17 protein-coding genes and 1 pseudogene are annotated in these 18219 nt (G+C 36.4%); 5 read left to right on the forward strand and 13 right to left on the reverse strand.

Annotation, left to right across the window (positions count from 1 at the left end):
- Positions 1–131, forward strand: a pseudogene (locus C237_RS14490) (IS1595 family transposase); the annotation flags it as partial.
- A gap of 44 nt (positions 132–175) precedes the next feature.
- Here the strand turns inward: C237_RS14490 and C237_RS0103675 are convergent.
- From C237_RS0103675 to C237_RS0103740, 13 genes are all read right to left on the reverse strand, one after another.
- Positions 176–1054, reverse strand: a complete 879-nt coding sequence (locus C237_RS0103675) for a helix-turn-helix domain-containing protein (protein ID WP_018675144.1) — start codon at positions 1052–1054, stop codon at positions 176–178.
- A 66-nt stretch (positions 1055–1120) separates the two neighbouring features.
- Positions 1121–3151, reverse strand: coding sequence for a TonB-dependent receptor (locus C237_RS0103680; protein ID WP_018675145.1), 2031 nt, complete (start codon positions 3149–3151; stop codon positions 1121–1123).
- A gap of 29 nt (positions 3152–3180) precedes the next feature.
- A complete protein-coding gene (locus tag C237_RS0103685) occupies positions 3181–4074 on the reverse strand; it encodes an urea transporter (protein WP_018675146.1) in 894 nt (297 codons plus the stop codon).
- Between the two features lie 25 nt (positions 4075–4099).
- Positions 4100–4777, reverse strand: a complete 678-nt coding sequence (locus tag C237_RS0103690) for an urease accessory protein UreH domain-containing protein (protein ID WP_245539696.1) — start codon at positions 4775–4777, stop codon at positions 4100–4102.
- Positions 4778–4804: 27 nt separating this feature from the next.
- The gene (locus C237_RS0103695) at positions 4805–5587 is read right to left on the reverse strand and encodes an urease accessory protein UreD (protein ID WP_018675148.1); all 783 of its coding nucleotides are present in this window, start codon (positions 5585–5587) and stop codon (positions 4805–4807) included.
- Positions 5588–6229, reverse strand: coding sequence for an urease accessory protein UreG (gene ureG / locus C237_RS0103700; RefSeq protein WP_018675149.1), 642 nt, complete (start codon positions 6227–6229; stop codon positions 5588–5590).
- Positions 6230–6262: 33 nt separating this feature from the next.
- Complete coding sequence (locus C237_RS0103705; RefSeq protein WP_018675150.1) at positions 6263–6952, reverse strand: urease accessory protein UreF; 690 nt, start codon at positions 6950–6952, stop codon at positions 6263–6265.
- Between the two features lie 8 nt (positions 6953–6960).
- The gene (ureE, locus tag C237_RS0103710) at positions 6961–7473 is read right to left on the reverse strand and encodes an urease accessory protein UreE (RefSeq protein ID WP_018675151.1); all 513 of its coding nucleotides are present in this window, start codon (positions 7471–7473) and stop codon (positions 6961–6963) included.
- Positions 7473–8099: a hypothetical protein gene (locus tag C237_RS0103715; RefSeq protein ID WP_018675152.1), complete on the reverse strand. Its 627-nt coding sequence runs from the start codon at positions 8097–8099 to the stop codon at positions 7473–7475. The genes ureE and C237_RS0103715 overlap by 1 nt, the downstream gene beginning before the upstream one ends.
- A 60-nt stretch (positions 8100–8159) precedes the next feature.
- A complete protein-coding gene (ureC, locus tag C237_RS0103720) occupies positions 8160–9881 on the reverse strand; it encodes an urease subunit alpha (protein ID WP_018675153.1) in 1722 nt (573 codons plus the stop codon).
- A 1-nt stretch (position 9882) separates the two neighbouring features.
- On the reverse strand, positions 9883–10251 hold the full coding sequence (ureB, locus tag C237_RS0103725) for an urease subunit beta (RefSeq protein ID WP_018675154.1): 369 nt from the start codon (positions 10249–10251) through the stop codon (positions 9883–9885).
- A 20-nt stretch (positions 10252–10271) separates the two neighbouring features.
- Positions 10272–10574, reverse strand: coding sequence for an urease subunit gamma (ureA, locus tag C237_RS0103730; protein ID WP_018675155.1), 303 nt, complete (start codon positions 10572–10574; stop codon positions 10272–10274).
- Between the two features lie 586 nt (positions 10575–11160).
- The gene (locus C237_RS0103740; RefSeq protein WP_018675157.1) at positions 11161–11913 is read right to left on the reverse strand and encodes a glycosyltransferase family 2 protein; all 753 of its coding nucleotides are present in this window, start codon (positions 11911–11913) and stop codon (positions 11161–11163) included.
- 575 nt (positions 11914–12488) lie between these two features.
- Between C237_RS0103740 and C237_RS0103745 the strand changes: the two genes are divergently transcribed.
- The 4 genes from C237_RS0103745 (at position 12489) to leuS (ending at position 18108) form a co-directional block, all read left to right on the forward strand.
- A complete protein-coding gene (locus C237_RS0103745; RefSeq protein ID WP_018675158.1) occupies positions 12489–12947 on the forward strand; it encodes a hypothetical protein in 459 nt (152 codons plus the stop codon).
- A gap of 14 nt (positions 12948–12961) precedes the next feature.
- The gene (locus C237_RS13880) at positions 12962–14029 is read left to right on the forward strand and encodes a hypothetical protein (protein WP_018675159.1); all 1068 of its coding nucleotides are present in this window, start codon (positions 12962–12964) and stop codon (positions 14027–14029) included.
- A 121-nt stretch (positions 14030–14150) separates the two neighbouring features.
- On the forward strand, positions 14151–14543 hold the full coding sequence (locus C237_RS0103755) for an HU family DNA-binding protein (protein ID WP_018675160.1): 393 nt from the start codon (positions 14151–14153) through the stop codon (positions 14541–14543).
- Between the two features lie 739 nt (positions 14544–15282).
- Positions 15283–18108, forward strand: coding sequence for a leucine--tRNA ligase (leuS, locus tag C237_RS0103760; protein WP_018675162.1), 2826 nt, complete (start codon positions 15283–15285; stop codon positions 18106–18108).
- Positions 18109–18219 lie beyond the last annotated feature (111 nt).

Raw genomic sequence — 18219 nt, forward strand, 5'->3', positions numbered from 1 at the left:
GTAATTACCACAAAATCAAAGGCAAATATCTTCAATTATACTTAAATGAATTTGTATACAAGCTAAACAGGCGATATTTTGGAGAACGATTATTCGATAGGGTGATTATAGCTGCTATAACAGGAAATTAGGTATAAAAACGGATATTCAATTAAAAAAATAAATGAAATTCACACTATTTTAATTTTTCACTTCGATAATCTTTTGGAGATTTTCCAACAACTTTTTTAAATACTTGGGAAAAGTGAGAAGGTGTTTGAAAATTTAGTTCATAAGCTATTTCAGCAATTGTTTTATCAGTTTGGAGGAGGTATTTACTATGATCAATATCTATCTCGTTTATCCACTGTTTTGGGCTTTTACCAGTTATTTTTTTTAGACATTTATTAAGGTAGTTTTCAGTTACCCCAATTTTATTAGCATAAAAAAAAACTTTTTTTTCATCCGTATGAAAATCATATAAAAGATTTCTAAATTGAAATGCGATATCCATAGTTCTAGTAGTTTCTTTTGGGGCTTCACTGGTTTGATTTAATATTTTAAGTAAAATAATTTTTAAAAAAGAAATTGTAATATTTTGATCTTCTTGAATTAATTCAAATTCCATTAGATTTAGTATTTTTATAATTTTTAAAAAATCAATTTCGCTATTTTTAATATAGGGAGCAATAAAAAATAATTTGGAAGGATTAATAGAAAAACTGGGGTTGCTGTATACCTCATTCTCATAGACAAGAAAGTAACCTTTTACTTCAGGATCAATCTCTAAGGTCGCAGTGATAGAACCTTGTCGGATATAAAGAATTTCCCCTTTTTTTACTAGAAAATCTTCTCCGTCCAAATGTTGCTTAATAGTTCCTTTTGTAACAAAAATAATAAAGTTGAAGGTAGTGCGATAGGGTTTGACAGGAATTAAGATATTTCTTAGGTAAAATTCTAATCGGTAGAGTTGTACAATAGCTTGATTATTCAATATTTCTTCTGAGATATTGGGTAAGAACAATTGTTTGTACTCTAAATTAGAAATTAAAGGAATATCTTTTTTTTCTTTCATTATTAAGATTTCATTTTTTTAGATGAGAAAGCACCAAAAGAATTTCTGGTGCCTTCAATGGTTAGGTTAAAATTTAAAATAAACACTTCCTTTGATAAAAAATGGTGTACCAGGAGTGTATGCTAGGTCTGTTATAGATTGTGGTTCTCCTCTAAGTTGTGTTTCTGTAGCAAATTGGGCTTCATTCCATTTCACATTGAAAAGGTTTTGTATTTGCATACTAGTACCCCAACGATCTTTCTCATAAGACAGAAGTAAATCATTCACGAAATATGACTTCGTTTTTATACTATTATCTTCGACTGCAGGATTCTCTCCCATCATTCGGTATTGCAAGTTTGCTGAAAATCCATTTAGGAAATCCCAACCAATACCTCCTGTACTTACCCAAACGGGAGCCAATGGAATAAGATTCTCTCCTTCAGGTTCATCAGTGAACTTTGCATTAGCATAACTGATATCTGCATTTAAGTATAGTTGCTCGTTAGGTTGATAGCGAATACCTAAGTCCATCCCCAATCTTCGAGTGCTTCCAGAGGGTTCTACTACTGCCTCATCTCCTACATATACAAACTCTTGCTGTAGATAGGTGTACCAAAGTGACGGAGTGATGATAAGACTTTGAGTGGGTTTTAATCGTACTCCAAAATCAGCACCGATACTATAAGGCAAAATTTCCTTTCCATCTTGAGCAATGACTACTCGGATATCATTTGAATGGAAACCCATACCTGATTTTAGAAACCACAATGTGCTAAGATTCGGTTGGTACGATAAATCTAATTTTGGACTTAGAATTCCTTTGCTTTCTGATTTTGCAACTGGTAAATCGTTATGAAGTTGGTCTTGTAGATTAAATATAAAGTAATCAGCTCTCAATGATGGATTAATCGTCCAATTATTATTTTTCCAAAGGAAATTGATATATGAATGCAGATTGGTTTCTTTACCAAATACATCCGATAATTTTCCTAAGAGTTCTTTGCGCTGATAAACGCGATTAAGTTGGAGTGTAAAAATATCATCATGCCGGAATCCCGCACCAGCTGTCCAAGTAGTATTCTCATTATTCTTAATCCATTTACTTTCTCCTCCAAAAATATTTCTTCCATCAGTCTGCTGAATCTCATCTCCTTTATCTGGATTTTCAAGAAAAAAAGTAAAATTTGAATACAAATTAAATTTGTAACGGCTATACCATAAATTGCTTTCTAAATATTCTCCGGACGACAGAGAGTGCTTGTATTGTAGCATGGCATTAATGCGTGAAGTACTCCCTCCTTCGGTAGGGTCGATACTTCCGAAGCGACCGATGATACCTTTTTCTACAGCTCGTGTAGGAATCTGCCCAGAGGCATTCCAAGAGGAGTTAAATACAGAAAATTGTAAATTGAGATATTGATGGTCGCTAATCCACTCATTGTATTTTCCAAAAACATTGACCCGATTGAAATCTTGTTTCACATCAAATGGACCATCGGTATAGTTATATTCTGAAGCGATATAGGCATAGCGACGAGCTTCCTCGTTATTGATAAGGTTCAGTTGGGTATAAAGTCGCTTGGTGTTAAAACTTCCTATCTCCATTTTTACCATACTGTTTTTTATAGAGTTATAGGTATGAAAATCAACATATCCCGCAGTGTTAAAATCCCCTTTTTCAGCATAATAACTTCCTTTTCCAAAATCAATATTATCTACCGTTTCTGGGATAATGAAATGCAAGTCAGAATAGCCCTGCCCATGAGCGTGAGAAACTATATTTACAGGCATTCCATCAGCATATACAGCCACATCCGTACCATGGTCTGAGTCGAAACCTCTTAAAAATAATTGTTCAGCTTTTCCACCACCTGCGTGTTGAGCTATAAAAAGTCCAGGAACTTTTCTTAGCAAATCTTGTGAAGTATTTACAGGAATCTTTTTCAAATCAATTTTTGCAATTTGTTTGGTAAAACTATTGCCTGTTAATACAACTTCTTTCAGGTGAACTGTTTTGTCTTTAGTCTGTAAACTGTCCTTTTTCTCCTGAGCTGAGATAGTGTTATTAAGTATTGAAGCAAAAAGTAAGGAACTAATTAAAATTTCTCGTTTCATTAATTATGATAAATAAGTTAGTAATTAAATTATTTTTCTGTTTTAGCAATGGGAATAAATTTTTGTAAAATAAGTGTAAGCCATGTGCCTGCTACGAAAGGAAAAGTGAATACCCCTCCGAAGGCATCTAAAATACCTGTATCAACCATAGCTATATCTAGTCCCCATGTGATGAGTACGGAAATCAAAACCCATACACCATCGATTTTTTTGATTCCTGCGAAAACGATGGCAGAAAGCACCAAATTGAAGCTAAAAAGCCCTAAATGTACACTCTCGGGAGCTTCCCCATAATGGTGAGAAAGAGAGGCCCCAAGAAGAGAGGCAAGAAGTCCATAAAGTGCCGCGATAGGGCTATTGATAAAAACCGCAACAAATATAATTAATCCTGATAAAAATCCTCCTTGAAAAATAACCTCCCCAAAACCATTAGTAGAGGTGGAAAAGTCATCTAAATCATCCAAAGGTGGGGCTGATGTTAATACATCTGAGGCTCCAATTTGAGTATATTTGTGGAGTAAAAATACACATATCCAAGTAACTAAGATAAAAGGTAGGGTAAAAACAGGGATTTTTTTTATGATAAAAAAATGCTGAATTATAGCAGCGATACTCCCACCAATCACAACCAACACCCAAATAAGCCATGTAGCTTGAAACAAGAAGGTTAGAGCCACTCCGACAAGGGCTGCACTAAACCCGTATAACCCTTGCTGAATTTGATTTTCATCATATTTTAGCAATTTTGCTGTTAGCGTACCAGAGGCAGTGGCTACGATGGCTCCTACGCCCATTTGCCAACTTCCAAGAAAAATTCCTACTAAGAATAAGATTCCTGTAAGAGTATTTTCTTGTAGCATAATCTGAGAGATTCCTTTTAGCGTACTGTCTAGAAAAGGAAGTTTTTTAAATAGATTTTCCATAGTTTAATATTCATTAGTTATAAAATTACCAGCTTAAAAATACCACCCCAATACCGCAAAGAGTTACTACTGCACCACTCACTACATTCATATAGCGTTCGAACTTATCTGTTTTGACTAAACTGTAACCGTACCTTCCTAATAATACCATAATAAGCATTGTAAGTATCGTTGTTAAGGTAAACACCACAATAAGAGTCACAATTTCTGTTACGGAGTGTTTAGTTCCTGAATAAAATAATAGAGGTATCAAAGGTTCACTTGGACCCATTACAAAAATGGCAAACATCACCAACGGAGTTACTTTCACTCTATTTTGAGGGAGAACCATTTCATCATGATTATGCTCATATACATAAATATCGTCTCCCATTACATCAAAGTGCTTATGAGTTTTATTTCTGTACATCTGTACAATAGCATAGATGAGGTATCCTATTCCAAAAATCAGCAAAAACCAACCTGAAAGATTCCCTTGTATATCCTGAAACCATGATATTTTATCCATCTGCCAACCTAAAAACACTCCTATAAGTCCTAATATTACAGAACTTAGAATATGTCCAAAGCCGCATAGAACTACCCAAAATATGGTCTTAGCTTGGCTCCATTTTTTGGATCGAGAGAGCACAATAAAAGGTAGATAGTGGTCAGGTCCTGAAGCAGTATGTATAAAACTGATAGAAATGGCTGTTATTATCAATGCCCATAAAGTTGAATCCATAATTTTCTATTTTTTATTCCAAAGTAATTCTTGAATTTTTAGAAAAAACTCATACATCTGTTCCCCCCCTTGACCTAAGGCTCTTACTACAAAACCTCCATCAATTAGCGAGACCCCTATTTGCATATTTTCCCATAAGGTTGATTCCTGATGAATCTGTTCCACCCATTCCGAAGGTTGATCCTCAGAATTTGAAGTAAAGAAAACAAGGGTTCCTTGGTGGGTATATTCCTCTAAAATACCGATACTATCAATAGGAATTTCTGCAGGGCGAAGTACAATATTGTCTTTCAATACCATTTTATTGTGATGCCAGATTTCCATAGCATTTTGAAAATGATTAAATTTAAAGAGTTCTCCGTGATGTTTTCTCCCGCAGGTAATGATTTCAGAGATAAGAACCCGACTTCTGTCTCCCACATGGATATTAGTTTTACTTTTAAAGGTGGAATTCTCATGAGGAACTACAGGATGAGGCACATACGCAAAGAAGGCATCATCTTCTACACTAATCTGTAATTGCTGAGTAGCCTCGGCATCCATATTAAAAAGTCTCTGATACGATTGGGATTGTACTTGTAGCCATGCTTGGTTCTCAACAGTCATCTTCAGATCGTAACAATCCCCACTCAAGATTCCAGGAGAGGAACTCATAATCATAAGGTATAACTTATTATCATTCATTCTTTGTCCTACTGGAACTACTCTAAAGGGGAGTGTAAGAAACACATCTTTTAGATATGACTTTTCATTTTTATATCCCGCTACAATATCCAATTTACACTTCATCTATCGTACCAATTTAGGTTCTTCAACCTCTTCTAATAGGGCATATTTTTTAATCCAACCAATCACAGAATCTACCCCTTCATCAGTTTTTAAATTAGTAAAAACAAAGGGTTGTCCTTCACGCATTTTTCGGGCATCTCGTTCCATTACTTCTAAGCTGGCTCCTACATAAGGCGCAAGATCTATCTTGTTGATTACCAATAGATCTGATCGTGTAATACCAGGACCTCCTTTTCTTGGGATTTTCTCTCCTTCTGCCACATCTATAATGAAAATAGTAACATCTGCCAAATCTGGACTAAAGGTAGCAGATAGGTTATCACCACCGCTTTCTATGAGGATTAATTCAATATCAGGAAAACGGTTTACTAACTCATCTACGGCTTCAAGATTCATACTTGCGTCTTCTCTAATAGCTGTGTGAGGACATCCTCCAGTTTCTACACCGATGATTCGTTCTTGAGGCAAAAGGCTATTTTTAGCCATAAATTCGGCATCTTCCTTGGTATAGATATCGTTAGTGATTACCCCTAAGTTGTAATCTTTAAGCATATGACGACTCAAACGCTCTAAAAGTGCTGTTTTACCAGAACCTACGGGTCCTGCTACTCCAACTTTTATATATTTTCTTTCTGAATTCATTTGTTTATTTTTTTTTAAGTTTAAAATTATTTTTTAGGACATATAGAGTCTTGAGTAGAGTCTTTCGTGTTGCATACATCGAATATCGAAAGCAGGGTTACAAAGACCTACTAAATCTCTATCTAGATCAAGGGTTTCTTCGGTAGTTTTTTGAATGATAGGCTGTAATCGGAATAAAATGTCCTGTCCATCCAATTGCCCTAAAGGAACTAGTTTGACCGCATTGGTAATCATTCCGACGGCTGAGGTATAGTAAAAAGCAAAAAGAGCTTCTTGTAGAGGAATTCCCATTAACTGTGAAAACATCCCAAATACTATGCAATAGTTGGTATCGGTTGTTTTCTTCTTAACGGATTCTTCATACTTTAACATCAAATCAAATTCTTTCTGTCTTCGGAATATTTTGATCACCCGAAGCCCTAATTTCTGGCTTGCCTCTCGAATCTCTCTAGGACATTTCAAGGCAGTACATTCTTGGTCTAAATCAAGAAGTGTTTGTAAATCATTCTTTTCTGTAGCTTCATAAGCCAATCGAACAAAAGCTCCATCGTTATATTTCAGATTGAACTCTATCATATTTTTAACGAAAGTCTCTGCTGTCGGTACATTTTTTACAATTCGTCTCTGCACATAAGTTTCCAGACCATTGGAATGGGTATATCCTCCAATGGGAAGGGTAGGGTCTGCTAGGTGAAGTAAACTCCCTAAAAATGATGTTTGCATAGTTTTTATTATTTTGATGATGCTAGATGTAGAATTTTTGTAAACAATGAAGTTCCACTATTGCTATTTCCGTGCTGATGGGGTTCTACATTAGATTTCAATAAATTCAACAATTTTACCGTTTCTTTTCTGGGTTGATATCCACTAGCTTCTAACCAGCGAAACATCGGGTGTTCAAAAGGCATTAGTACTTGATCGTTTTGAATAAAAAGAGGCATATGCTTGTTGCCTATTTCGTAGCATACCGTCCCCATTTCTAGCATAGATTTGGGGGTAAGCACAATGGCATCTGTAGGAAGTACATTGATGACAACAGCAGTTTGATCATCCATATAGAGAATATCACCTTCGTAGAGACGCTGTCCTTCTTTTAAAAATTTTATGGCGATATCTTTTCCACTACGGGTTTTCTTTCTTTGGATTCGTTTAGGGGTTTCAAACCACTGCAGATCCAAGTAGTCGATTTCCCTTGATTGAATATCTGTATGGGCAACATTGCCAATAGCTTCGTTAATAATCATTATTTATTTTTTCTAAGATTAAAGGTTTTAGAAATCCCAGTTCCGAATGTAGCACCACTTAGTCCAGCTACTTTGTCATTTGTCCATCCTTCGTTATTTTTGATAGATAATAGAGAAAGTTCTCCAAATTTAAATTTTAGAGCCCAACCATTACCCAACAAAATACCTAACATAGGATAAGCTCTAAGGCGATAACCTGTATAATTCTGATACTGGGCTTCTCCCCAAACATAGTGAGCATCTACTTGGGCAGTGAGTAAGAAATACGAACCTAACATCACTGAAGGACTGTACCAAATACCAAATTCATTCTGATGCTGGGTTTGTTTTCCATTAGTAGAGTCTTGAGAAAAGGCGTAGTTTACACCTATTAAATCATTATTGTTAATAAAATACCCGACACCAATAGGGATTCCTGCTCCAGGACTTGTACTAAAATTGCTGTGACTACCTTTCGGGGTATTGGTCTTTGAATAATCTAAGGAACCATATACCAATATATTTCCCTTAGGACCTAGCTCATCTGAATTTAAACGGTGTCCTAAGAATTGGGCATTAGAGTATTGAGAGGTAACCAAAGACAGAAGCATTAGCCCTATTATTTTAATATGATTTGTTAATTTCATTGGAATTATTTTGTAAAATAGAGCTCAGAGGAATTCCTCCGAGCTCTGTGGTTACTTATTTTAGAACAAGAAATACAATTGGCTAAGAGGTAATTTTTCTGCTGGTTCGCAGGTTACCCATTCTCCATCTACAGTTACTTTGTAATTTTCAGGATTTACCTCTATTGTAGGGGTCTTGTCATTATGAATCAAGTCCGATTTAGAGATGTTACGACAATTACTAACGGGAAGTACCATTTTTTGTAATCCGTATGAGGCAATTGAGCCATTGTCAATTGATGCTTGAGAAACAAAAGTAGCACAGATGCCAAATTTAGCTTTTCCATGAGCTCCAAACATATTTCTATAGATAATTGGCTGAGGTGTTGGAATAGAAGCATTTGGGTCTCCCATTTTACTTGCGATGACAAAACCTCCTTTTACAATCATCTCTGGTTTAGCTCCAAATAAAGCAGGTTTCCAAATTACCAAATCTGCAATTTTACCTACTTCGATAGAGCCTACATAGTTAGAGATTCCATGGGCAATAGCGGGGTTGATCGTGTATTTAGCAACATATCTCTTTACACGGAAGTTGTCATTTTCTTTTCCTTTATCCTCATCAAGTTCCCCCCTTTGGTCATGCATTTTGCTTGCAGTCTGCCAGGTTCTTGTGATAACTTCTCCAGGTCTTCCCATTGCTTGAGAGTCAGAACTCATAATACTGAATACTCCCATATCATGTAAAATATCTTCTGCTGCAATTGTTTCAGGTCGGATACGAGAATCTGCAAAAGCAACATCCTCAGGAATATTTTTACTCAAATGGTGGCACACCATTAACATATCTAGATGCTCATCTATGGTATTTACTGTATAAGGACGCGTAGGATTGGTAGAGGCTGGTAGTACATTGGGATACATTGCTGCTTTGATAATATCAGGTGCGTGACCTCCTCCTGCGCCTTCAGTGTGGAAGGTGTGAATTACACGCCCATCAATGGCTTTCATAGTGTCTTCTAAGAACCCTGCTTCATTTAATGTATCGGTATGAATCGCTACTTGTACATCGTATTGGTCAGCTACTTTTAATGCAGCATCAATTGTAGCAGGTGTAGCACCCCAGTCTTCATGTATTTTTACTCCTAAGGCTCCTGCTTCCACTTGCTCAGAAATAGGCTCAGTAGCAGAGCAGTTTCCTTTACCGAAGAATCCTAAATTCATTGGGTATTCCTCGGCAGCTTCTAACATTTTTTGAATATTAAATTTTCCAGGTGTACAAGTGGTGGCATTGGTTCCATCATTAGGACCAGTACCTCCACCAATCATTGTGGTAATACCGCTATATAACGCGGTTTCTATTTGTTGTGGACAGATATAGTGGATATGTGTGTCAATACCACCTGCGGTTACAATGTAACCATTACCGCCGTGTACTTCTGTAGAAGCTCCAATAACCATACCAGGGGTTACGCCATCCATTGTGTCGGGATTACCTGCCTTACCAATTCCTACAATTTTTCCGTCCTTGATCCCAATATCAGCCTTTACGATTCCCCAGTGATCGACAATCGTTGCACCTGTGATACAAAGATCTAAAACACCTTCATCTCTTTTAGCAGTTACATTTTGTCCCATACCATCACGAACCGTTTTTCCACCCCCAAAGATGGCTTCATCTCCGTAATGAACATAATCTTTTTCAATCTCAATGATGAGGTTGGTATCGCCCAATCTAATTTTATCTCCTGTTGTAGGACCTAATATATTGGCGTATTGTTTTCTATCTACTTTCAAACTCATTTTATAAGGTTTTAAAATTTAATCTTTTTCCTTTTTTGAGGCTTTCTTGTTTTTTAGAATCGGAACTAATCTCCCCATTTACCAAATTGTTGAAACCCATAATTTTTTTGTTTCCTCCAATTTCTACCAATTCCACTTCTTTTTCTTCTCCAGGCTCAAATCGTACTGCTGTACTTGCTACGATATTAAGGCGCATTCCAAATGCTTTTTCACGATCGAATTGCATGGCTTTGTTTACTTCAAAAAAGTGATAATGGGAGCCTACTTGTATAGGGCGGTCACCAGTATTGGTAACTTTTATTTTTGTAGTGGCTCTACCTTCGTTACAAATGATAGTACCTTCTTTTACGATAATTTCTCCAGGAATCATTGTTTTTGGATTTTTTAAGGTTAGCGAATAGGGTTATGAACAGTTACGAGTTTAGTTCCATCTGGGAAGGTGGCTTCAATTTGTACCTCGTGAATCATCTCAGGTACTCCAGGCATCACATCTTCTCGGGTTAGAACTTTGGCTCCATCTTGCATCAGTTGAGCAACTGATTTACCATCTCTAGCACCCTCTAATAGGTAACTACTAATTAAAGCAATAGACTCAGGATAGTTTAGTTTTACTCCTCGGTCTTTTCTTTTTTGTGCTAATTCTCCTGCAAAATGCAACATTAGCTTCTCGGTTTCTCTGGGTGTTAAATGCATATTCGTAAATATTTATTATTGATTAATGAATAGTTATACCCCTTACTTAAATAGGTAAGGGTTATTATTATGTTATAAAACTGGTTTTGGATTCTAATTTCTTGGTCTAACTATATAAAATAATATGAAGAAATGTTAAATATCTATGCTTTTTACAATAGATATCTATGAACTTACAACAGTTCAAGAAAATTTTTAGAATGTTTGTTATTGTAGTCTGTTGTGATATAAATTCAAACTTATTTTTTGTGTGATAAGAAAGAGATAGTAATGATTTATTTTTATTTTTAAAGCTAAACTCTTCGGCTTCAATTTCTTTTATATTATCAAAAATATTGACTTTTTTATGTGCTTTTTTCTCTATTTTATTAACGATGAAATGGTTAACTGGTTGATGGTTTTTGAAACTATATGAATTAAACTTACAGAATATTACACACGCTAATGTAAAAAATACAAAAGTTATAATAGGTTTTAATATGTAATATTTCTTCGTCATTATATATTACAAATTTACAACAGTGATATTTATTAGTTATGTCTTAAATAAAGTAATATCTATTCAAAATCGTTACACATCTAAAAATTAATTAAACCACTTGGAGTACTTAATAAAACCATTGATTGCCCAGTGGGTGGTGTAGTACAAGGATTTGAGCGTAGAAAATTTCATATAATCTTTGTAAACCAAGTATTGGTCTTTGATAATGCTGGTTTTCTTTCTAGAAACGCTCTGGCTATGCATACGGTATTTCGCCATAGTTTTGGGTAGTGGCTTACCTTCGGGGATTTTTTTGAGCAGGTTGAGCCACATCACATGGTCTTCTCTTTTGGTGCCTTCGGGAAAGTATTCTTTGCCTACCCTTTGGCTATCGTACATGGACGAAAGTAGCGACAAGCGACAGGTTTTAAGCAGGTTGTTAAAAGTGACGATGGTATCTGCTTTGAAGTCTTCGATTTGAGGTTCTAGTTGCTCGTTGCAGCGAGCGTAGTTGGAATAGGCGAGCTCAGCAGATTCTCGTTTCATAAAACCGACCATTTCTTCCAGAAATTCAGGTGTCCAGTAATCGTCGGCATCCAGAAAGGTGATGAACCGTCCAGAGGCTTTTTCTAATGCTAAGTTTCTAGCGCGCCCCGCACCATGGTTATCTTTGGATTCTATTAAGAGGATACGAGGGTCGGCATATTGTTTAATAATATCTACCGAATGGTCGGCAGAATAGTCGTCCGAAATAATCCATTCCCAATCTTGAAAAGTCTGTGCCAATACCGATTCTATGGTTTGAGCCAAGAATTTTGATGCGTTGTAACATGGGGTAATGATAGAGACCTCTGCCATAGACATTAATTTTTGCAAAGATAGAGAATTTATAGAGATTAGAGCTTAGATGTTAGAGTTTAGAATTGTAGAATGTACTAATGTAAGATGTACCAATGTAAAAAGTATTAATGTAAAGGTGTAAAGATGTACCGATGTAAAATGTATAAATGTACCAGTGATATAGAGATTAGAGGCTAGAAATTAGAATTTAGACAAGAACAGCAATAGGCAGTAGGCTTTAAGCAGTAAGCTACTCAAAACTCTTAACTCAAAAACTTTTAACTCTTCATTTTTAATTTAAAATCTATCATTTAGCATTTATAATTCTTCTAAAATTTAATTTCTAAATCCTCTTGCACAATAAAAAAATTATTGTACCTTTGTCGCCGTTATGACACGCAATATCAGCAACATAATTTTTTTTCAAAAAAACTACCCAAATAATTTGGTGGTTTCAGAAAATTGTGTAAACACACACACACACACACACACACACACACACACACACACAGGTTAATTCCTGCGTAGCGCGCGTATTATACAACTTTTTTTCGAAAAAAGAGATTAGAGGTGAGAGCTTAGAACTTAGTTTTTTGACGGCTATATGCCGTAGGCTAAAGGCTTTAGGCAATCACTTGATATTTGCTTTAGGCAGTAAGCAGAAAGCGACAAGCCACTCAAAACTTAAAATTTATCACTCCTTACTCGCTTTAGGCTTTAAGCCGAATGCAGGAACTCACTTATCACTTAACCCTTTTCACTTTTACCTTGCTGAAAGCCTAAAGCTTGAAGCTTACTGCTTATATGCAGCCCTTTCTTTGGCATTCCTTGCCATGGGCTGTAGCCCTGTCCTCATTTTCTTTAAGTTGTGTGTTATATATCTGGGGGCAGGGCGTTTTTTATGTGCTTTAAGCCGTAAGCCGAAGGCAGTAGGCAAAAGGCTTAGAGCTTTATGCAATAACTCATTACTTGCCACTGGCAATTTAAAACAATTGGTGCAATTCTTAGTTGCAGGCTTTAATCCTGTAGCTACTAGACAAATAAATTATTAACAAATTTAAATTTTATGAAAAAAATGATGAAACAATGGAGTGTGTTAGCCTTTTTAGGCTTAACCACAGCAGCATTGGCCCAAGAGGGGCGTGTAGGGATTAACACCACGGCGCCCAAAGCCACTTTGGAAGTGAAATCCAGTACGGCAAATGCCAACGCCACTACTAACGAGGGGATTATAGCACCAAAACTAACCAAAGCGCGCATTGCTCAGATAGCGGCACCTCAAGAGGGAACTTTGGTGTATGCTCTCAATACTACTTATAGCGGCACCAATAGTAAAGTAGCAAAAATTACCGAAAAAGGTTACTATTTCTACAACGGTACCGAGTGGGTAAAAGTACGAGATACCAACATTTACACGGAAAACGGCACGCTCTCTACCGACCGCATTGTAAACTTAGACAACAAAACCCTAACCTTTAGCGGTACTAATGCTCGGATAAAAGTCCCTAATATGCAGGAACAGACTTCTTCTATGGAAAATGTATCAAATGTAGTAATATCATCAATAGATGGAACACTGAGAAAGCGAACTGGATTTTGGAGATTGGGAGATGGTCCCATGCCTTCTGTTAAGGATATAAATGTTAGAAAATATATTTTAGATATAGGGGAAATTAATGTAGAAGCAGATGTTGTGAAAGTCAGAACTCAGTTTGAATTTGCCTGTGGAAATGATGCAAATCAAAGCCCTAAAACCTATAGGCATACATATCAAGGCCAGATAACAATCCCTAAAAGTGATTGGACATGGGTTTCTTTAAATAATCAGGAAGGTGTTCGTATCGATAATAATGGTTATTTGATTTTCTCTAAGCTGGAGAAAGGTATTGACAAAGACAATGTAGCTAAAAAATATTCTATGAAGAATGATGGAATATACCAACAATGTTGTTATAACAAAGATGAGAATTATAGTTCTGTATTTTGGCTATCTAGTACAAATGGAATACAAAATGGTGATATTAAGGGTGGTCGTGTTTTTGAAAATGAGTACAACCCTAGAGATCAACAATGTAAACAAAGTATGATTTATTTCAGTAGGCAAATAAGAGCAATTGAGTATGATATGAAATAGAAACTCTATATAAAAAAGGAGGGGTAATTATCAGATTTTATTAGTCAAGGTTGCCCCCCCTTTCTTGAAAGGGGAAAATAATACAAAATAAAAAGTTTAATTTTTTAAGAATTATAGAAACATGCCAGTAAAATACAATGTAGTGGAGCGTAAGAATCCGCAAAAGAGACAGGAGCCCGGCAAGTGGTATGCCAATGCCAAGGCAGATGGGGAGCTTACCCTTAAAGAAATAGCCGAGGAGATTTCTGGCGGCTCTACCACGGTGAGCGATACCGATGTTTTGGCAGTGCTTAATGAGATGATAAAGACCTGTACCCGCCATTTATCAGAGGGTAAAGTGGTGAAGTTTGGGGACTTTGGGAATTTCCAAGTCAGCCTTACCAGTGCCGGTGCAGAGACTAAGGATAAGTTTAATGACAGCCTAATTAAGGGGAACAAGATACAGTTTCGCCCAGGCGAGGCACTTCGCAAGATGCTCAAAACCGTGAAATACGAAAAATATAGCAAGAAGTAGAGTGTAACTTTTTATAAGTTCAGAGGGGGGAAGCCGTATGGGGCTATCCCCCTCTTTTTTTAGTATTATATATAAGGTATAAAATCTATGGGGTAGAAGATGAAAGCTTTTGCGTGGATTGATGGGATAGTTTGCGTGCGCCGATGGGAGCGTTCCCGTCGTGCGACGGGAACGCTCGCGTAGAGAGCTGCTTGCTTTTAGCCTTGGTCGGTAAAAAATTAGAGAGACATCACCGCTTTTTTATAGACTTCCAAACAACGCAGTCGGCTGGTTTTTACCTCCACCATAGGCTCGGGATATTGGGTAGTGCCAAACTTTTCGGTTATGAGTTACGCATAACCACGCAGTTTAGCAATATCACTTTTAATTTAAAATCTATAATTTGGCATTTATAATTCACTTAACACTTTTAACTCGACTAATTTATTGTTCTAACTAACAGATTCTGAAACAAGTTCAGGGTGACACGCTGAATAAATTTTGCCAAAGGCTATAAGCAACAGGCAGAAAGCCGTAAGCCACTCACCACTCAAAACTTTTAACTCTTCACTTTTAATTTATAATCTATAATTTAGCATTTATAATTCACTTAAAACTCATCACTCAACACTTTTAACTTCATTTACCCCTCCAAATTAAATGGTGGTTAGAAAAAATAGGGTTGAAACTCGTTATTTTGCAATCAAAGACTTAAATTTGTGGTTCGGAATGTTTAAAAGAATTAAATCTTATCAATTATATGTTTTATAATCATCAAGAAATAGAAAAGAAATGGCAAAAGTTTTGGAAGGATCACGAAACTTTTAAAGCAGAATATCCATCTGATAAACCTAAATATTATGTCCTTGATATGTTTCCTTATCCTTCTGGTGCGGGATTGCATGTGGGGCATCCACTAGGCTATATTGCGTCGGATATCTATGCGAGATTTAAAAGACACCAAGGTTACAATGTATTGCACCCCGTAGGCTACGACTCTTTTGGTCTTCCTGCCGAGCAATATGCGATACAAACAGGGCAACACCCTGCGATAACCACAGAACATAATATTACAAGATACGAAGAGCAGTTACGCAAAATTGGTTTTTCATTTGATTGGAGCCGAGAGGTACGCACTTCTGACCCATCTTACTACCGCTGGACCCAGTGGATTTTTATAGAATTGTTTCATTCTTGGTACAATAAAGCGACAAACCGTGCCGAATCTATTGATACCTTAGTTTCTCATTTTGAAAAACAGGGTACAAAAAACCTAGATGCCGAGCAAACCGAAGCTTTAGAGTTTACTGCTGAAATCTGGAATCGTGCGTCTGAAAAAGATAAACAAGATATTCTACTTAATTATAGAATGGCGTATCGTGCCGAAACTACGGTGAATTGGTGCCCTGCTTTGGGAACGGTATTGGCTAATGATGAGGTAAAAGATGGTAAATCTGAGCGTGGCGGATATCCTGTATTCCAAAAGAAAATGATGCAATGGAGTATGAGAATTACCGCTTATTCGGAAAGATTACTACAAGGTTTGCAAACTTTGGATTGGCCACAGCCACTTAAAGATAGTCAAGACTATTGGATAGGAAAATCACAAGGGGCGTTAGTAAAGTTTAAAGTTAAAGGCGAAGAACACCAAGATTTAGATGATATTTCGGTATTTACGACCAGACCCGATACTATTTTTGGTGTGGGCTTTCTTACTTTAGCACCAGAGCATGAGTTGGTAGACAAGATTACGACTCCAGAACAAAAAGAAGCGGTAGAAGCCTATGTAAAAGAAACAGCAAAACGCTCGGAACGCGATAGAATGGCAGATGTTAAAACCATTTCGGGAGTTTTTACGGGCGCCTATGCTGAGCATCCTATCACGGGAAAAGCAGTACCGATTTGGATTGGTGATTATGTATTGGCAGGCTATGGAACTGGTGCAGTAATGGCAGTGCCTGCAGGCGATGAAAGAGATTATGCCTTTGCTAAATATTTTGATATGCCGATTCAGAATATTTTTAACCAAGATATCTCTGAGAATGCTTATTATGCTAAAGAAGGGATGGTGTATGAAAATTCGGAATACTTAAATGGCTTATCTGATTTTAAAGAGGCGTCTAATCAAGTCATCGAAGATTTAGAGCAAAGAGGTAAGGGGGGTAGAAAAATTAACTACCGACAAAGAGATGCGATTTTCTCTCGCCAAAGATATTGGGGGGAGCCTGTACCTATATATTATAAGGATGGTATGCCTTATACTTTGCCAATTTCTGTATTGCCTTTAGAGTTGCCAGAAGTAGAAAAATATTTACCGACAGAAGATGGCGACCCACCATTAGGCAACGCTAAAGATTTTGCTTGGGACGAAACACAGCAAAAACTCGTTTCCGTAGATTTAATAGACAATAAAACTGTTTTCCCTTTAGAATTATCTACCATGCCAGGTTGGGCAGGAAGTTCTTGGTATTTCCTAAGGTATATGGATGCTCATAATGATGGGGCATTCTGTGCTAAGGAAAAATCAGACTATTGGGGACAAGTAGATTTGTATATTGGAGGTAGTGAACATGCTACGGGACATTTATTATATGCACGATTCTGGAATTTATTTTTAAAGGACAGAGGTTTTATCTCTCATGAAGAGCCTTTCCAGAAACTGATCAATCAAGGGATGATTTTGGGAATGAGTGCTTATGTCTTTAGGGTAGATGGCACCAACCAGTATGTATCTAAAAATCTAGCTAAGGATTATAAGACACAAAAAATTCATGTAGATGTGTCCTTATTAAAAGGAACGACAGACGAATTGGATATTGACGCCTTTAAACAATGGCGTGCAGAATTTGCTGATGCAGAATTTATCTTAGAAGATGGAAAATATATCACCGAGCGTGAAGTAGAAAAAATGTCGAAGTCGAAATATAATGTGGTTAATCCAGATGATATTTGTGAGGAGTACGGTGCCGATTGTTTAAGGCTTTACGAAATGTTTTTAGGTCCATTGGAGCAATCTAAACCTTGGAATACGCAAGGGCTTAGTGGCGTCTATGGCTTTTTGAAGAAATTCTATAATTTATATTTTAATGAGGATTCGTTTGAAGTATCCGATGAAGAACCTACTAAGGCAGAATATAAGATATTGCATACTTTGATTAAGAAAGTTTTGTTTGATATTGAGAACTTTTCATTTAATACTTCGGTGTCTTCATTTATGATTGCCGTGAACGAATTACAAAAAGCCAAATGCAATAAAAGAGCGATTTTGGAGCCTTTAGCGGTATTGGTATCGCCTTATGCACCACATATTTGCGAAGAATTGTGGGCGTTATTAGGACATACGACTTCTATTGAATTTGCCCCATTTCCAGCCCTTAATGAAGACTATTTAAAAGAGGATGAAATAGAATATCCTGTCAGCTTTAATGGTAAGATGAGATTTAAGATGCCTCTGTCCGCAGATCTTAAAAAAGAAGATATTGAGAAAATTGCATTGGCAGATGAACGCGTGAAGCAACAAATTGGAGATAATATGGTGAAAAAAATCATCGTTGTGCCAAAGAAAATCATCAATATTGTATTCTAATCGTCTTTAAAATCTATTTTTTAATATAAATTTAACATTTAATAGATTCAAAAAAAAGTAAAATAAATTTTTTATAAAATATAAGAAGGGTTTGTAATCTAAAATAATATG

It is taken from the genome of Riemerella columbina DSM 16469 (genome assembly GCF_000374405.1).
In the GTDB taxonomy this organism is placed as follows: Bacteria; Bacteroidota; Bacteroidia; order Flavobacteriales; family Weeksellaceae; genus Riemerella; species Riemerella columbina.